12 protein-coding genes are annotated in these 16,074 nt (G+C 73.2%); all 12 read left to right on the forward strand.

What is annotated here, in order from left to right; genetic code table 11:
• Positions 1-144 precede the first annotated feature (144 nt).
• The 12 genes from ACFVU7_RS31470 (at position 145) to ACFVU7_RS31525 (ending at position 15,917) form a co-directional block, all read left to right on the forward strand.
• The gene (locus ACFVU7_RS31470; protein ID WP_388048470.1) at positions 145-1,044 is read left to right on the forward strand and encodes an LAETG motif-containing sortase-dependent surface protein; all 900 of its coding nucleotides are present in this window, start codon (positions 145-147) and stop codon (positions 1,042-1,044) included.
• Between the two features lie 255 nt (positions 1,045-1,299).
• A complete protein-coding gene (locus tag ACFVU7_RS31475; RefSeq protein ID WP_388048471.1) occupies positions 1,300-1,881 on the forward strand; it encodes a Uma2 family endonuclease in 582 nt (193 codons plus the stop codon).
• Positions 1,874-3,235, forward strand: coding sequence for an oxygenase MpaB family protein (locus ACFVU7_RS31480; protein WP_380743244.1), 1,362 nt, complete (start codon positions 1,874-1,876; stop codon positions 3,233-3,235). Before ACFVU7_RS31475 ends, ACFVU7_RS31480 begins: the two co-directional genes overlap by 8 nt.
• Before the next feature lie 372 nt (positions 3,236-3,607).
• Positions 3,608-5,152, forward strand: a complete 1,545-nt coding sequence (locus tag ACFVU7_RS31485) for a cytochrome ubiquinol oxidase subunit I (protein ID WP_049651270.1) — start codon at positions 3,608-3,610, stop codon at positions 5,150-5,152.
• A gap of 33 nt (positions 5,153-5,185) precedes the next feature.
• A complete protein-coding gene (cydB, locus tag ACFVU7_RS31490; protein WP_388048473.1) occupies positions 5,186-6,211 on the forward strand; it encodes a cytochrome d ubiquinol oxidase subunit II in 1,026 nt (341 codons plus the stop codon).
• A 4-nt stretch (positions 6,212-6,215) separates the two neighbouring features.
• Complete coding sequence (cydD, locus tag ACFVU7_RS31495) at positions 6,216-9,734, forward strand: thiol reductant ABC exporter subunit CydD (RefSeq protein WP_388048475.1); 3,519 nt, start codon at positions 6,216-6,218, stop codon at positions 9,732-9,734.
• A 46-nt stretch (positions 9,735-9,780) separates the two neighbouring features.
• Entirely contained in the window at positions 9,781-11,679 is a 1,899-nt protein-coding gene (locus ACFVU7_RS31500; RefSeq protein WP_388048477.1) for a GAF domain-containing sensor histidine kinase, read from the forward strand.
• A gap of 168 nt (positions 11,680-11,847) precedes the next feature.
• Positions 11,848-12,261 (forward strand): DUF1508 domain-containing protein, encoded by a 414-nt coding sequence (locus ACFVU7_RS31505; protein ID WP_074002007.1) that lies wholly within the window; start codon positions 11,848-11,850, stop codon positions 12,259-12,261.
• Positions 12,251-12,655 (forward strand): hypothetical protein, encoded by a 405-nt coding sequence (locus ACFVU7_RS31510; RefSeq protein ID WP_049655595.1) that lies wholly within the window; start codon positions 12,251-12,253, stop codon positions 12,653-12,655. The genes ACFVU7_RS31505 and ACFVU7_RS31510 overlap by 11 nt, the downstream gene beginning before the upstream one ends.
• A 451-nt stretch (positions 12,656-13,106) precedes the next feature.
• Positions 13,107-14,138 carry a PstS family phosphate ABC transporter substrate-binding protein gene (locus ACFVU7_RS31515; protein ID WP_387828162.1) on the forward strand — a complete coding sequence of 344 codons (1,032 nt, stop codon included), beginning with the start codon at positions 13,107-13,109 and terminating at the stop codon, positions 14,136-14,138.
• A gap of 88 nt (positions 14,139-14,226) precedes the next feature.
• Entirely contained in the window at positions 14,227-15,267 is a 1,041-nt protein-coding gene (locus ACFVU7_RS31520; protein WP_388048479.1) for a PstS family phosphate ABC transporter substrate-binding protein, read from the forward strand.
• Positions 15,268-15,323: 56 nt separating this feature from the next.
• Positions 15,324-15,917 (forward strand): hypothetical protein, encoded by a 594-nt coding sequence (locus ACFVU7_RS31525; protein WP_387828167.1) that lies wholly within the window; start codon positions 15,324-15,326, stop codon positions 15,915-15,917.
• Positions 15,918-16,074 lie beyond the last annotated feature (157 nt).

Consider the following 16,074-nt stretch of genomic DNA (forward strand, 5'->3'; position numbering starts at 1 on the left):
AACCCGGAAGGTTCGGCGCCCGGTCATTGCCGGAATCCGGCATGGAGCGTTAAGAATGCGTGTGCCTATGATCGGCGTCGTCCGGCCGTGAGGAACCCTCCGGCCGTGGCCCTTGCTTTTCCTTTCGACCCGAAAGGGGTCATCGTGAACCTCCGCCGTTCGCTGGTCTCGGCCGTCCTCGTCGCCGCCGTCGTCTCGCCCGCCGCCGTGCTCTCCGCCGCGCCCGCCTTCGCGGAGTCGGCGTCGGTGACGCAGACCCGGAGCGACAGCGGCTCGATCGCCGAGCTGGAGCAGGCCGCCGCGGCCGCGGCCAAGGCCCACACGGCGGCCGTCGCGAACGAGGCCGAGGTCACGGCCGAGGCCACCGCGTTCCTGAAGGACCCGCAGCCCTACCAGGGCAGGCTCCAGGAGGCGCGGGCCGCCGCCAAGCAGGCCGCCGCGACCAGGGAGACCACCGACAAGGAGGCCGAGGAGGCCGCCCGGGCGTACGGCACCGCCAAGGAGGAGGACCTCCCCAAGGCCAGGGAGCGGATGCTGAAGGCGTTCGAGGCCGCCAACGCCGCCACCGCCGCGGACGAGAAGGCCAAGGCCGCCGTGACCGCCGCGGGCAAGGCCCTGGACGACGCCAAGGTCGAGGCGTTCCGGCGGATCTCCACGGCCCAGGAGGCCACCAAGGCCGCGGCCGCCACCAAGGCCGCCGCGGACAAGGCGCTCGCCGACGCCCGGGCCGCCGCCGCGAAGCCGGTCGAGAAGCCCGTCGAGAAGCCGGCCGAGCAGCCCGCCGCCGGCACCCCGGCCTCGGACACCGCCGCGACCAAGGCGTCCACCGCGACCAGGGCCACCACCGCCTCGAACAGGTCGACCACCTCGACCAGCACCGCGACCACCACGCAGGCCGCCACCACCGGCTCGGCCACCGAACTCGCCGACACCGGTTCCAACCCCGCCACCCCGTACCTCGCCCTGGGCTCCGGCCTCACCCTCGGCCTCGGCGCCGCCGCCCTCTACGTCTCCCGCCGCAAGCCGGCCCGCTCGGCTTCCTGACCCACCAGGTCCACGCCCGCCCGTAAGGCGGGCGCGACCACCCCCGAACCGCAGGACAGGCCCCGGCCCGTCCTGCGGTTCCGGCGTTCCCGGCCCCGAAACTCCTCGATCGAGTGAACCCGTTGCCGTTCACCCGGCCGACCCCCAGGTCGCGTGCGACCGTGCTGCCGTTGCTCGCGCGGGCTCGCGCGGGCTGATCACTGGACGGGAAATTGGGGTGTTCCGATGAGCGCGGTTGCTGTTGAGGAGACCGGCGTGGACCTGGACCAGGCGCTGTGGGAGATGTGGAAGTCCATGGACGTCCCCCAGGGCTACCGCGTGGAGATCATCGAGGAGAAGCTCACGGTGTCACCCACTGGTGGAACCCGCCACTTCACGGTCAACCGGCGGCTCGGGCGGGCCCTGCACGACCATCTGAGCGGTAGCGGCTACGGGCCCGCGCAGGACGGCAATGTCATCGCCGGTCTGAAGGTGCTCATCCCGGACGTCTTCGTGGCGCCCGACGACACCGACGAGACCGAGCACCCGGAAGGCCTGGGCCTGCTCGCCTCCGGAATCCCCCTGGTCGTCGAGACGGTCCGGCCCGGTGTCGAAGCCCGCGAGCGGGACCACGTCCTCAAGCACCGCGCCTACGCCGCCGCGGGCATCCCGGTGTACGTGATCATCGACGACCACGACGACGGCGGCGCCGTCACCGTCCTCACCGGCCCCGACCCCGAGCGCCGTGCCTACGCGACCTCGACCCGGGTCCCGTACGGCAAGGAGGCCGTGATCCCCGAGGGCCCCGCCAAGGGCTTCGTGATCGGTCCCGAGATCACCGGTGAGCGCCGTGGCTGAACGCGGCGCGTCGTTCAGGCGGGACCTGTCGGAGTGGCGGATCGTGCTGGTCGCGTGGCGGCTGCTGGTGCTGCAGGCGGCGGATCCGGTGGTGGCGGCGGGGATGGCGGAGCACTCGACGTACCGGGCGCACCCGTGGCGGCGGGTGGAGCACACGCTGGGCAGCGGGCGGCGGCTGTTCTACCAGGACGCGGACGCGCTGCGCCGGGAGGTCGCGCGGCTGGAGCGGGCGCACAAGCGGATCCGGGGGACGGGGCCGGACGGGCGGCCGTACGACGCCGGGGACGCGGCGACCAGGGCGTGGGTGCTGCTGACGCTCTTCGAGGGCGTGGTCGCGATGCGCCGGCTGGGCGGGGACCGGTACGACGCGGGGGAGTTGGCGCAGGCGTACGCGGAGTTCCGGGAGGCGGTCGCCGTCTTCGACCTCCCGAAGGGCGAGATCCCGGAGACCGTGGGGGAGTTGCCGGCCTACTTCGCCCGGTACGCGCGGGAGCGGCTGGAGCACACCGAGGCGGCGCGCCACCTGTTGGACGACCTGCTGCGCGAGGCGCCCGCGCCGCGCCGGCTCCGGTTCCTCGGCGACGCGGGCTGGCGGGTGGTGCGGGTGGTGGTCGCCCGGGCGATCCGCGAGCTGACGGTGGCGGACCTGCCGCCGGCGGTGCGGGAGCGGTTCGGGCTGGTCCGGACCCGGCGGGCCGCGCTGCTGTCCGCCGTGCTGCACCGCGGCGTGGGCGCGGTCGTCCCGCTCCTCCCGGACCGGCTGCGCTACCGCTCCCCGGAGGAGCACCGGGCGCCGAAGCGCCACCGCCCGCACCGGGACGGCCGGGGGCCCAGGCTGGACCGCTTCTTCCGCGAGGTGCTCGACCAGACCGGCGACGGCTTCATCACCGCGCACGACCTGCGGGCGATGGCGCACAACGTGTGCTGGCAGCTGGAGTTGGACGAGGCGGGCGAGGCCCGGGTGTACGAGGCCTTCGACAGCTGGTGGGAGCAGCTGCGCGCGGTGATGGACGCGAACGGGGACGGGCGGGTCAGCCGGGAGGAGTTCGTGGCGGCGACCCTGGCCGGCCTGGACCGGGACGAGGCCTACCTGGAGCGGGGGCTGCTGCCCGCGCTGCGGGCGGTGTTCACCGCGGCCGACACCGACGGCAGCGGCTTCCTGGAGTTCGACGAGTACCGCGCGGTGTTCGGCGGGCCGCGCGTGCACCCGGCGGAGCTGTCGCACGGTTTCCGTCGGCTGGACGCCGACGGGGACGGGCGGATCACCCGGGAGGAGTTCCTGGCCGGATTCACCGGGTTCTTCACGGCCCGCGCCGATTCCGTCCCGGGCACCGAGCTGCTCGGCCGCCCGTAGGACATGGCCCATAGAGGCGAGTCCGAGGACAGGCCCTAGCACGCGGATCCCGTCGGGGCGACCGGGTCGCGGGCCTGTCAAGCGCCGGTTCGGCCAACAACTTCCGGCCATCCGCCCGGTCGTTCGTTGCCCCGGCCCGCGGTGGATCCGCAGACTGTGCGGACCGCGCCGCGGCCCGTGACGCAGCGCACAGCCTGTCAATCCCACCCCACCTGCGGTTCCCCCGTAAGGATGGTGGATACTGCTCCTTGTGAACGTGTTCACGTTCACAAGCGGACAAGCTTGCGTGGTTGAGCAACGGTCTACGGCTATAGATGAAGTTTGTCCGGAAGATGCCCGTCGTCACGCGGGCAGGTTGGGAGAGAGGGCGACGTGGAACTGGCAATCGCTCACGAAACCATCGCGCGATGGCAATTCGGCATCACCACCGTCTACCACTTCCTCTTCGTCCCGCTCACGATCAGCCTGGCCGCGATCGTGGCCGGTCTGGAGACCGCCTGGGTGCGGACGAACAAGGAGAAGTACTTCCACGCCACCAAGTTCTGGGGAAAGCTCTTCCTCATCAACATCGCGATGGGCGTGGTCACCGGCATCGTCCAGGAGTTCCAGTTCGGCATGAACTGGTCCGACTACTCCCGCTTCGTCGGCGACGTCTTCGGCGCCCCGCTCGCGATGGAGGCGCTGATCGCCTTCTTCTTCGAGTCCACCTTCATCGGCCTGTGGATCTTCGGCTGGGACAAGCTGCCGAGGAAGATCCACTGCGCCTGCATGTGGATGGTGGCGCTGGGCACCGTGCTCTCGGGCTACTTCATCCTGGCCGCCAACTCCTGGATGCAGCACCCGGTCGGCTACGCGATCGACCCGGTCACCGGCAAGGCCCAGCTGACCGACGTCGTCCGGGTGCTGTTCCAGAACACCACCCTGGTGGTCGTCTTCCACACCCTGACCGCCGCCTTCCTCACCGGTGCGGCCTTCGTCGTCGGCATCGCCTCCTTCCACCTCTGGAAGGCCAAGCGCAAGCCGGAGACCGCCGACCCGAAGAAGACCGCCGCGATGCGCACCTCGCTGCGGCTCGGCCTGGTGCTCGCGGTCGTCTTCGGCGCCGGCACCGCGCTCAGCGGCGACACCCTGGGCAAGGTCATGTTCGAGCAGCAGCCGATGAAGATGGCCGCCGCCGAGGCGCTGTGGGAGACCCAGGCGCCGGCGCCGTTCTCGGTCTTCGCGGTCGGGGACGTCAGCAAGGGCCACAACTCGGTCGCCCTGGAGATCCCCGGGATACTCTCCTTCCTCGCCCACAGCGACTTCAGCTCGTCCGTCCCCGGCATCAACGACACCGCCGCCGCCGAGGCCGCCCAGCACGGCGGCGACCCCAAGGACTACATCCCGAGCATCTTCGTCACCTACTGGGGCTTCCGCCTCATGATCGGCTTCGGGATGACCTCCTTCCTGGCCGGCCTGATCGGCCTGTGGACCACCCGGAAGAAGCTCTTCCTGCACCCCGAGTTCCGCACCGGCGAGACCGAGGTGCCCCGGCTGATGCTCACCCCCAGGCGCGAGCTGGGGCCGCAGCTGACCAAGTGGAGCTGGCGGATCGGCATCCTGACCATGGGCTTCCCGCTGATCGCCAACAGCTTCGGCTGGATCTTCACCGAGATGGGCCGTCAGCCCTGGGCCGTCTTCGGCCTGATGACCACGGCCAGCGCGGTCTCCCCCAACGTCAGCGTCGGCACCCAGATCGGCGCGCTGGCCACCTTCACCACGCTGTACGCCATCCTCGCCGTCATCGAGGTCCGGCTGTTGGTCAAGTACGCCAAGGCCGGCCCGGTGGTGACCGAGCAGCCGCCCACCAAGGACCCGTCGTTGCGCGGACCGTCCTCGGACGAGGACGCCGACAAGCCGCTCGCCTTCGCCTACTGAGGCGCCGGGACACCGGGGAACTGAGGATCTGACATGCAACTCCACGACGTCTGGTTCGTGCTGATCGCGGTCCTGTGGATCGGCTACTTCTTCCTGGAGGGCTTCGACTTCGGGATCGGCGTGCTGACCAAGCCGCTGGCCCGCAACACCGCCGAGCGGCGGGTGCTGATCAACACCATCGGCCCGGTCTGGGACGGCAACGAGGTCTGGCTGCTGACCGCCGGCGGCGCCACCTTCGCGGCCTTCCCGGACTGGTACGCGACGCTCTTCAGCGGCTTCTACATCCCGCTGCTGGTCATCCTGGTCTGCCTGATCGTCCGCGGGGTGGCCTTCGAGTACCGGGCCAAGAACGACGGCGCCCGCTGGCAGCGGAACTGGGAGGAGGCCATCTTCTGGACCTCCCTCCTCCCGGCCTTCCTCTGGGGTGTGGCCTTCGCCAACATCGTGCGCGGCGTGGACATCGACGCGCAGAAGAACTACGTCGGCACCCTCTGGGACCTGCTGAACCCGTACGCCCTGCTCGGCGGTCTGGTGACGCTCGCCCTGTTCACCCTGCACGGCTCGGTGTTCGCCGCGCTCAAGACGGTCGGCGAGATCCGCGAGCGGGCCCGCAGGTCCGCCCTGCTCTCCGGCCTGGCGACCGCCGTGCTGGCGCTGGCCTTCCTGACCTGGACCCAGGTCGACCACGGCAACGGCCGCAGCCTCGCCGCGATGATCGTCGCGGTGGTCGCCCTGCTCGGCGCCCTGGCGGCCAACCAGCTCGGCCGCGAGGGATGGGCGTTCAGCCTCTCCGGGGCGACCATCGTGGCCGCGGTCGCGATGCTCTTCCTGGCGCTCTTCCCGGACGTCATGCCCTCCACCCTGAACCCGGAGTGGAGCCTGACCGTCGCCAACGCCGCCTCCTCGCCGTACACGCTGAAGGTGATGACCGTCGTGGCGGCGATCTTCACCCCGCTGGTGCTGCTCTACCAGGGCTGGACGTACTGGGTGTTCCGCAAGCGGATCGGCGTCCAGCACATCCCCGGGCACAACCCGGCCGCCCCGCTCGACCAGGCCTGACGCCGTGAAGCCGGTCGACCCCCGACTCCTCGGGTACGCCCGCACCACCAGGGCCTTCCTCGCCGGATCCGTGCTGCTCGGCGCGGTCGGCGCGGCCCTGGTGGTCGCCCAGGCGAGTCTGATCGCCGAGATCGTCGTCCGCGCCTTCCAGCGCGGGGCGACGCTCGGCGAGCTGACCACGCCGCTGCTGCTGCTCGCCCTGACGGCGGTCGGGCGCGGGCTGGTCGGCTGGCTCACCGAACTCACCGCCCACCGGTCCGTCGCCCGGGTGAAGTCCACCCTGCGGCGCCGGCTGCTCGACCACGCCACCGCGCTCGGCCCGTCCTACCTGGCGGGCCGGCGCACCGGCGAACTCACCACCCTCGCCACCCGCGGTATCGACGCGCTGGACGACTACTTCGCCCGCTACCTGCCGCAGCTGGCGCTGGCCGTGGTCGTCCCGGTGATCGTGCTGCTGCGGATCGTCGGCGCCGACTTCACCTCGGCCGCGGTCATCGCCGGGACGCTGCCGCTGATCCCGCTGTTCATGGTGCTGATCGGGATGGCCACCCAGTCCCGGATGGACCGGCAGTGGAACACCCTGTCCCGGCTCTCCCACCACTTCCTCGACGTGGTCGCCGGACTGCCCACCCTCAAGGTGTTCAACCGGGCCCGCACCCAGGCCGCCACCATCGCCCGGATCACCGCCGACTACCGCCGGGCCACCCTGCGCACCCTGCGGATCGCCTTCGTCTCCTCCTTCACCCTGGAGCTGCTCTCCACCCTGTCCGTCGCGCTGGTCGCCGTCACCGTCGGCTTCCGGCTGGTGGACGGCACGCTCGACCTGGAGACCGGGCTGCTGATCCTGGTGCTCGCCCCCGAGGTGTACTTCCCGATCCGCCAGGTCGGCGCGCTCTACCACTCCAGCGTCGAGGGGCTGACCGCCGCCGACGAGCTGTTCCGGGTGCTGGAGACCCCGCTGCCCGCCGCCGGCACCACCCCGGCACCCGACCTCGCGAGCGCCGTGATCGCCGCCGAGGGCCTGGTCGTCCGGCACCCCGGGCGCACCGAGCCCGCGCTGGACGGCGCCGCGCTGACCCTGCGCCCGGGCTCCAGCACGGCGCTCACCGGCCCCAGCGGCGCCGGCAAGTCCACCCTGCTGGCCGTGCTGCTCGGCCTCACCGCCCCGTCGTCGGGCACCGTCCGGATCACCGCCGCCGACGGCCGTACGACGTACGACCTGGCCGAGCTGGAGCCGGAGAGCTGGCGGCGGCAGATCGCCTGGGTGCCGCAGCACCCGCACCTGTTCGCCGGGACGGTCGCCGAGAACCTGCGGCTCTACCGGCCGGAGGCCACCGACGAGCAGCTGTGGACGGCGCTGCGGGCCGCGCACGCGCTCGACTTCGTGACCGACCTGGCCGCCGTCCTCGGGGAGGACGGCGCCGGGCTCTCCGCCGGGCAGCGCCAGCGCCTCGCCCTCGCCCGGGTGCTGCTCGCCGAGGACCGGCCGCTGGTGCTGCTGGACGAGCCGACCGCCAACCTGGACGGCGCCTCCGAGGCGGCCGTGGTGGACGCCGTCCGGGCGCTCGCCGCCGACCCGGCGCGCACCGTGCTGGTGGTCGCGCACCGGCCCGCCCTGCTGGCCGTCGCCGACCGGCGGGTACGGCTGGCGGGAGCCCCGTCGGCCGCCGCCCCGGCCGCCCCGGTGGCGCCGCTCGCCCACAGCGGCCGCCCCACGCCCGCCCCCGCCGTCGCCGAGGAGCCCCGGCCCGAGGGCGGCGGCACCCCCCGGCTGGCGCTCTCGATCCTGCTCGGCGCGCTCGCCCTCGGCTGCGCCGTCGCGCTGATGGCCACCTCCGGCTACCTGATCTCCCGGGCCTCCGAGATGCCGCCGGTGCTCTACCTGATGATGGCCGTCACCTCGGTACGGGCCTTCGGCATCGGCCGCAGCGTCTTCCGCTACGCCGAGCGGCTGGTCTCGCACGACGCGGTGCTGCGCACCCTCGGCACCCTGCGGGCCGCCGTCTACCGGCGGCTGAGCGCGCTCGCCCCGGCCGGACTGCCCGCCTTCCGGCGCGGCGACCTGCTCTCCCGGCTGGTCGCCGACGTGGACGCCGTCCAGGACCACTACCTGCGCTGGCGGCTGCCGGCCGCGGTGGCCGGCCTGGTCGCGCTGGCCTCGACCGCGGCGATGGCCGCCTTCCTGCCGGCCGCCGGGCTGGTGCTCGGCCTCGGACTGCTGCTCGCGGGCGGACTGGTGCCCGCCCTGGCCGCCCGCTGGTCGGTCGGCGCCGAGCGGCGCCAGGCCCCGGCGCGCGGGCGCCTGGCCACCGCCGTGGTGGACGCCTTCACCGGCACCGCCGAGCTCACCGTGGCCGGCGCGCTGCCCGGCCGGCTGGCCGCCGTCCGTAGCGCCGACGCCGCGCTGACCGGGTTGGCCGCCCGCTCGGCCGCCACCACGGCGCTCGGCACCGGGCTGATCGCCCTGCTCACCGGGCTGACCGTGACCGCCGCGGCCGCCGTCGGCGTCCAGGGGGTGCGCGACGGGGTGCTGGCGCCGGTCTGCCTGGCCGTGGTGGTGCTGACCCCGCTGGCCGCCTTCGAGGCCGTCACCGGGATGCCGCTCGCCGTCCAGGCCCGCCAGCGCAGCCGCGCCGCGCGGGCCCGGCTGGACGAGGTGCTCTCCGCCGAACCCCCGGTCGCCGAGCCCGCCGAACCGGTGGCACTGCCCGAGCGGCCGCTGCCCGTCGCGGTGCGCGGGCTGACCGTACGGCACCCCGGGCAGACGGCGGACGCGCTCGCGGGGGTGGACCTCGACCTCGCGGCCGGCCGCCGGATCGCCGTGGTCGGCCCGTCCGGCTCCGGCAAGACCACCCTCGCCCAGGCGCTGCTGCGCTTCCTGGAGCCGAGCGCCGGGACGGTGCGGTTCGCCGACGGCCGCCCCGAGGCCGTGGACAGCCGCGCGCTGGCGGGCGAGTCCGTCCGCCGGGTGATCGGGCTCTGCGCCCAGGACGCCCACGTCTTCGACAGCTCGCTTCGGGAGAACCTGCGGCTGGCCCGGCCGGCGGCGGGGGAGGAGGAGCTGCGCGCCGCGCTGGCCGCCGCCCGGCTGCTGGAGTGGACCGAGGGCCTGCCGGACGGCCTGGACACCATGGTCGGCGAGCACGGCGCCCGGCTCTCCGGCGGACAGCGCCGGCGGCTGGCGCTCGCCCGGGCGCTGCTCGCGGACTTCCCCGTGCTGGTCCTGGACGAGCCCGCCGAGCACCTCGACCTGCCCACCGCCGACGCCCTCACCGCCGACCTGCTGGCCGCCACCGCGGGCCGCACCACCGTGCTGATCACCCACCGGCTGGCCGGGCTGGACGACACCACGGTGGACGAGGTGCTGGTGCTGGACGGCGGACGGGTGGCCGAGCGGGGCCGCTGGTCGGAGCTGGTCGCCGACCCGGACGGGCGACTGCACGCGATGTGGCGGCGGGAGCGGGAGGCGGACGGGCTGCTGGAGCCGGTTCCGGCTGCCGCCGGCCGGGCCGTCACCCGTTAGTCGCGCCGTCCTTCGGCTGAAAAGCGTACAAACGTAGGCTTTCTTCATGGACCCCACGCCGGACCTCCCGCCCGACCCCGTTCCGGGCCTCCCGTCGGACCCCGTTCCGGGCCTTCCGTCGGACCCCGCTCCGGGCCTCCCGTCGGACCTCCCCGGGGCCGCCGCCGAGCAGACGCCCCACCAGGTGCCGGAGATCGCCTCGCTCGGGCTGGACACCCTGGTCACCGAGGTCGCCGAGCGCCTGCAGTCGGCCGCCGCGGTCACCGACCGGATGCAGCGGCTGCTGGAGGCGGTGGTCTCGATCGGGGCCGGGCTGGACCTGCACGCCACCCTGCACCGGATCGCCGTGGGCGCCGCCGAACTGGTCGACGCCCGCTACGCGGCGCTCGGCGTGATCGCCCCCGGCGGCACCGGCCTGGCCGACTTCATCCACGTCGGGGTCGACGACGAGACCGCCGCCGAGATCGGCGAACTGCCCGCCGGCCGGGGCATCCTCGGCGCGCTCATCGACCGCCCCGAGCCGCTGCGGCTGGCCGACCTCCGCACCGACCCGCGCTCCTCCGGCTTCCCGCCGCACCACCCCTGCATGAGGACCTTCCTGGGCGTGCCGATCCGGGTCCGCGCGGAGGTGTTCGGCAACCTCTACCTCACCGAGAAGAAGGGCGGCGGCGCCTTCACCCCCGAGGACGAGCAGGTGGTGCACGCGCTCGCCGCGGCGGCCGGCGTGGCCATCGAGAACTCCCGGCTGTACGAGGAGGGCCGCCGCCGCGAACGCTGGATCGCCGGCGCCGCCGCCGTCGCCACCGCGCTGCTCTCCGCCGAGCAGGCCGAGAGCGCGCTGACCGTCGCCGCCGAGCAGGTGCGGGAGCTGGCGGACGCTGCGCTCGGCATGATCCTGCTGCCGACCGGCCCGGAGGGCGGCGGCGAGGGCGACGGGCAGATGCGGGTCGCGCACGCCTCCGGCGAACTGGCCGAGTACGTCCGCGGCGAACTGCTGCCCCGGGAGAGCTTCGCGGCGCGGCTGCTCGCGGGGGAGAGCGTCTACCTGGACGACATGTCCAGCGACCCGACCGTGGTGATCCGGCTCGCCCGCCGCTTCGGCCCGTCCATGGCCGTGCCGATGGTCGCCGCCGGGCGGGTGCTCGGCGGGCTCTGCGTCTGGCGCCCGCACGGCGCGGTGCCGTTCACCGACAGCGAGAAGCAGCTCGCCGAGACCTTCGCCTCGCAGGCCGCGCTGGCCCTGCGGCTCGCCGAGGGCCAGCGCGACCAGCAGCGGCTGGCCGTCTTCCAGGACCGCGACCGGATCGCCCGCGACCTGCACGACCTGGTGATCCAACGGCTGTTCGCCACCGGGATGATGCTGGAGAGCGCCGCCCGGCGGGCCGTCGTCCCCGAGGTCAGGGTCGGCATCGGCAAGGCGGTGGACGAGCTGGACGCCACCATCCAGGAGGTCCGCACCACCATCTACGCCCTCCAGCACGACGACCACGGCGACGCGCCGGACACCCTGCGCACCCGGGTGCTGCGGGAGGCCAGCCAGGCCGCGGCCGCGCTCGGCTTCAAGCCCTCGGTGAGCTTCGTCGGGCCGGTGGAGAGCCTGGTCGGGGAGAAGACCGGCCGTCAACTGCTCGCCGCCCTGCGCGAGATGCTCTCCAACACGGCCCGGCACGCGCGCGCCTCCCGGGTCGGCGTGGAGATCGACGCGACCACCCACCTGGGCGAGGACGGCCGCCCGGTGGGCGGCGACCCGGACTCGCTGGACCGGGGCGGCCGGCCCGGCGTGCTGCTCACCGTGACCGACGACGGGGTGGGCATCCCGGCCGGCGGCCGGCGCAGCGGCCTGCTCAACCTCACCCGGCGCGCCGAGGCGCTCGGTGGCGACGCCTGGCACGAGAGCGGGCCGTACCGCAAGGGCACGATGGTGCGCTGGACGGCCCGGCTCTGAGGGTTCCGACCGGGACTACCACCAAGAACCGGTGAAAGTTAAACGAGAGAGAACTTCCCGACCAACAGCGCAAGTTGTGAACGTTCTGGGCTTTCGGGGGCTCCGTGTGCACACATAGCTTTGCTCCGCTCGGAGGGGAAACCGGAGGGCAACCGGACGGAGGGGGCAGTGAACGCTGCCGGCCGCGGTCACACCGCAGCAGGGGCAAGTCGAGGGGGTTTCCGCGCCGAACGGGCAGCGGACGGGCGCTACCGCTGGCAACTGAAGGCGTCCAACGGCCGGGTGGTCGCGATCACCCCGGCCGCGTTCGAGACGGCGGGCGAGGCCGAGCGGGGCTTCGACGGCCTGCGCGCCGCGGCGCCCGGGCTCACCGCGCGCATCACCCACGTGCGGGAGGGCATCGGCTGGATCTGGGTCGTCCCGGGCTCGCGCGCCCTCCCCGAGGTGCGCTCCAGCCGCGCGTACGAGCGGTACGCGACCTGCCAGAACGCCTTCCGGCGGTTCGTGGTGCTGCTCTCCAAGCAGCCTCCGCACGAACTCCCGGAGCCCGCCGTACCGTTGAGACGCACCGATGGCCGCTGAGCGACGCGGCCCGCGACTGCTGATCGTGCCGGCGGCCGACCGCTGCCTCGGCTGGGCACTGCGGGCCGCCAACGGGAGGCCGCTCGGGGTCGGCGTACGGACGTACCGCAGCGAGGACGAACTCGCCGAGGCCGTCCGGGTGCTGCTGATCGAACGGGCCGCGCTGCGGTGCTCGGTCGGGCAGTCCGAAGGACGTCAGTGGGTCTGGGCCGCCTACCTGCCGGTGCGCAGCACCCGGCCGGGGGCGGCCGACGCCGTCCCGGTCGCCCGCAGCGCCCGGGGGTACCTGCGCCGGGACCAGTGCCAGGCGGGGATCGAGGGGTTCCTGGCCGGACTGCAGTGGGTGGGGCAGGAGTTGCGGCGATCGGGGCGGGACGGCCGCCGGCCGCTGTAGAAGACCGTGTGCGTGGCGGTCCGTCGAACGCGACGGACCGCCATGTCGGCATGTCCGGAGGCGTGTCCGGGGCGTATCCCGGGCGTATCCGGAGCATGTCCGGGGGCGGGTCCGGAGGCGGCGGTTCCGTCCACGGCCCCCGTCCGTGCAGTTCCGGTGAAGGGCAGGTTTCCGGCAACACCCCGAGCAGCTTCCTGGAGAAGAACGTCGACCGGGTTCGGAGGGCCGGTAGTGCCCCTGTCACGTGCACGCTGACCAGTGGCTAAACCTCGTCGAACCGATGAGTCGACATTCCCCGGCCGGACCCGGCCTCCCTTCCGGCGGAACCTCCCCGCCGGACAGGATCGGCACTGCCGGCGAGGCCGCAGCGGACGCGGCCACACGGCCCCGAACTCCCGAACGGAGTACGGGTTTCACGCGATGTACGTCTCTCCCCCGGAGGAAGAGGAACATGCGTAAGACCGCTGCCAAGCTGCTCACCGTCGCCGCCCTGGCGACCTCCATCGCGACCGTCGCCGGCGGCACCGCCGTCGCCGACCCGGCCGCCGGCGTGACGCCGCGCGCCATCGACTTCGTGGGCACCGGCTCCGACACCACCCAGGCCGTCGTGAACCAGCTCGCCGCCGACTACAACGCGTCGCTGACCGACCCGAACGCCCCCCGCGTCTACAGCTGGGACGCGACCCCCATCAACACCACCATCACCCCCAAGGCCGGTTCCGCCGCGATCGCCCGCCCGAACGGCTCCGGCGCCGGCATCAAGGCGCTGACCACCTACACCAACACCACGGTGGACTTCGCCCGCTCCTCGCGTGGCCCGCAGGCGAGCGACCCGAGCAGCGACGACTTCGTCAGCCTGGCGAAGGACGCCGTCGCCTGGGCCGCCCCGGCCACCGGCAACGCCCCGGCGAACCTGAGCACCGCGAACCTGAAGGACATCTTCACCTGCGCGGTCACCAACTGGCACGACATCGACGCGTCGCTGCCGAACGCCACCATCAAGCCCTTCCTGCCGCAGACCGACTCCGGCACCCGCTCCTACTTCCTGACCACCATCGGTGGCGGCGTCGCGGTCACCCCCGGTGCCTGCGTCGTCAGCGGCACCCAGGAGAACCAGGGCAGCGACTCGGTCCTGGCCGACCCCAACGCGCTGGTCCCCTACTCCGTGGCCCACTACATCGGCCAGGTCTACTACGGCCAGGGCAGCGGCGCCGACGTCCAGGGCCCGCTGACCATCCGCAACGTCAACGGTGTCCTGCCGGTGGACACCGCGGCCAAGACGATCAGCACCGCCTTCGCGGCCACCCCGTACTCCCGCGTGGTCTACAACGTCTTCCGTGACAGCGAGTGGACCTCGAACGCCACCCTGCGCGCCATCTTCGGCAAGAACGGCTGGCTCTGCAACAACGGCGCCAACGACCTCAAGAGCTTCGGCTTCCTGCCGCTGCCGGCCTACGCCTGCGGCGCCGTCACCCACTCCTGATCCACCCCGCACCACACCGGCGGCCGCGGGGCCTCGCCCCGCGGCCGCCGGGCCACCCTCACCACGACCGGACGCCGGAGGCGGGCCGATGCGCAGGGCCATGACCAAGCTGGGCGGTGCCGCCGCGATCGCCGTCCTGGTGACGACCACCGCAGGCGGTACCGCGCTCGCCGACCCGGCGGCCGGTGTCACACCGCGTGCCGTCGACGTCGTGGGTGTCGGCGACGGGACCACCCAGATCCTGATGAACCGGATCGCGAGCGGCTACAACGCCTCGCTGACGGATCCGGCGACACCGAGGCTGTACAGCTGGGACACGCGTCCGAGCGGGACCATCACCACCAAGTCGGGTGCCACGAGGATGGCCCGGCCCGCGGACCAGCACGCCGGCATGGTCGCGCTGAACGGCCGCACCGGCACCACTGTGGACTTCGCCCGCGCGTCACGCGGCCCGCAGCAGGACGACCTCTCGACGGACGACTTCGTGGCCATCGCCTGGGACGCCGTCGCCTGGGCCGCCCCGGCCACCGGAAACGCCCCGGCGAACCTGAGCACCGGGAACCTGAAGGACATCTACACCTGCGCGGTCACCACCTGGAACCAGATCGACCCGGCGCTGCCGAACGCCACCATCAAGGCCTACCTTCCCCCGTCCGGGACAGGTCTGAGGGCGCACTTCCTGCTCACGATCGGTCGCGGCTACGCGGTCACCCCCGGTGCCTGCGTCACCAGCGGCATCCGGGAGAACCAGGGCAGCGACCCGCTCCTGGCCGACCCCGACGCGTTGATCCCCTACTCGACGGGCTACTACATCGGCCAGGCGTACCAGGGACAGGGCGGTGGTGAGGACGTGCCGGGTGCCCTGACCCTGAGGTCCGTCGACGGCATCGCGCCCATTGACCCGCAGACCAGGACGATCTCGGCCTCCGCCGTCACGGCGCCGTACGGGGTCGTGCTGTCGAACGTCCTGCGCGACGCGGAGCTGTACGCCGACAACACCCGTGGTGCCGCGCTGCGCGGCATCTTCGGCCGCGGCGGCTGGATCTGCCGCAACGGCGCGGACGCCATCAGGAAGTCCGGCTTCGTCCCGTTGCCGCAGATCGCCTGCGGCTCCGTCACCCATTCCTGAGCCCCGCCGAACCGCACCACCCGCACATCACCTCTCCCTCTCCCAAGGAGTCCAGCATGTCCCGCATCAGCGCCCGCCTGGCCGCGACCGGCGCCGCCGTCGTCCTCTCCCTGACCGCCGTGAGCGGCGTCGCCGTCGCCGACACGGCCACCACCCCGGCCGCCGGCCAGGCCGTGATCACCACCGACGTCAACTTCCTGACGAACGCCGCGCTCAACGGCATCGTGATCATCCCGCTGCAGCCCGCGGACCCGGCGTACGACCAGACGGCGGGCCTCACCGTGACGCTTCCGGTGACCGGCGGCGCCGCGAACATCCCGAGCTTCTACGGCGACGTGCAGTTCGGCGGCGGCCTGCTCTTCCTGAACCTCAAGACCGGCAAGAGCGTGGCCTTCAAGCAGCTCGACTTCTCGGCCGACAACGGCTACTTCACCGGTGTCCCGAACGGCTCGACCACGCCGGTCCCGCTGCTCGACCCGTCCGGCGACAACGTGATCACCCGCAGCGGCCTCACCCAGAACCTGACCTCCTCCAGCTTCGAGGTGGACGCGGCCGGCGCGCAGTACCTCGACACCAAGCTGGGCACCGGCTACTTCACCGCCGGCCAGAAGATCGGCAAGCTCGCGCTGTCCTACACCCCGGCGCACTGAACCACCCGGTACCGCTCGCCCGGTACTGAACCGCAGGTCGGCGGGGCCCCGCCCCGGGGCGGGGCCCCCGCCGGGGGGGTTGCCCACAACCGGGCGGCGTGGTGGGGGTGTGGGGGCGTGAAAATGGGGGGACCGGAGCCCCCCAGGGCCCCAGGGC

The sequence above is a fragment of the Kitasatospora sp. NPDC058046 genome (assembly GCF_042885595.1).
In the GTDB taxonomy this organism is placed as follows: domain Bacteria; phylum Actinomycetota; class Actinomycetes; order Streptomycetales; family Streptomycetaceae; genus Kitasatospora.

Excerpts from the sequence above, each read along its gene's own strand:
- cydB (WP_388048473.1), top strand. The coding sequence starts at position 5,186 with ATGCAACTCCACGACGTCTGGTTCGTGCTGATCGCGGTCCTGTGGATC.
- ACFVU7_RS31515 (WP_387828162.1), top strand. The coding sequence starts at position 13,107 with ATGCGTAAGACCGCTGCCAAGCTGCTCACCGTCGCCGCCCTGGCGACC.
- ACFVU7_RS31525 (WP_387828167.1), top strand. The coding sequence starts at position 15,324 with ATGTCCCGCATCAGCGCCCGCCTGGCCGCGACCGGCGCCGCCGTCGTC.
- ACFVU7_RS31520 (WP_388048479.1), top strand. The coding sequence starts at position 14,227 with ATGCGCAGGGCCATGACCAAGCTGGGCGGTGCCGCCGCGATCGCCGTC.
- ACFVU7_RS31500 (WP_388048477.1), top strand. The coding sequence starts at position 9,781 with ATGGACCCCACGCCGGACCTCCCGCCCGACCCCGTTCCGGGCCTCCCG.
- ACFVU7_RS31510 (WP_049655595.1), top strand. The coding sequence starts at position 12,251 with ATGGCCGCTGAGCGACGCGGCCCGCGACTGCTGATCGTGCCGGCGGCC.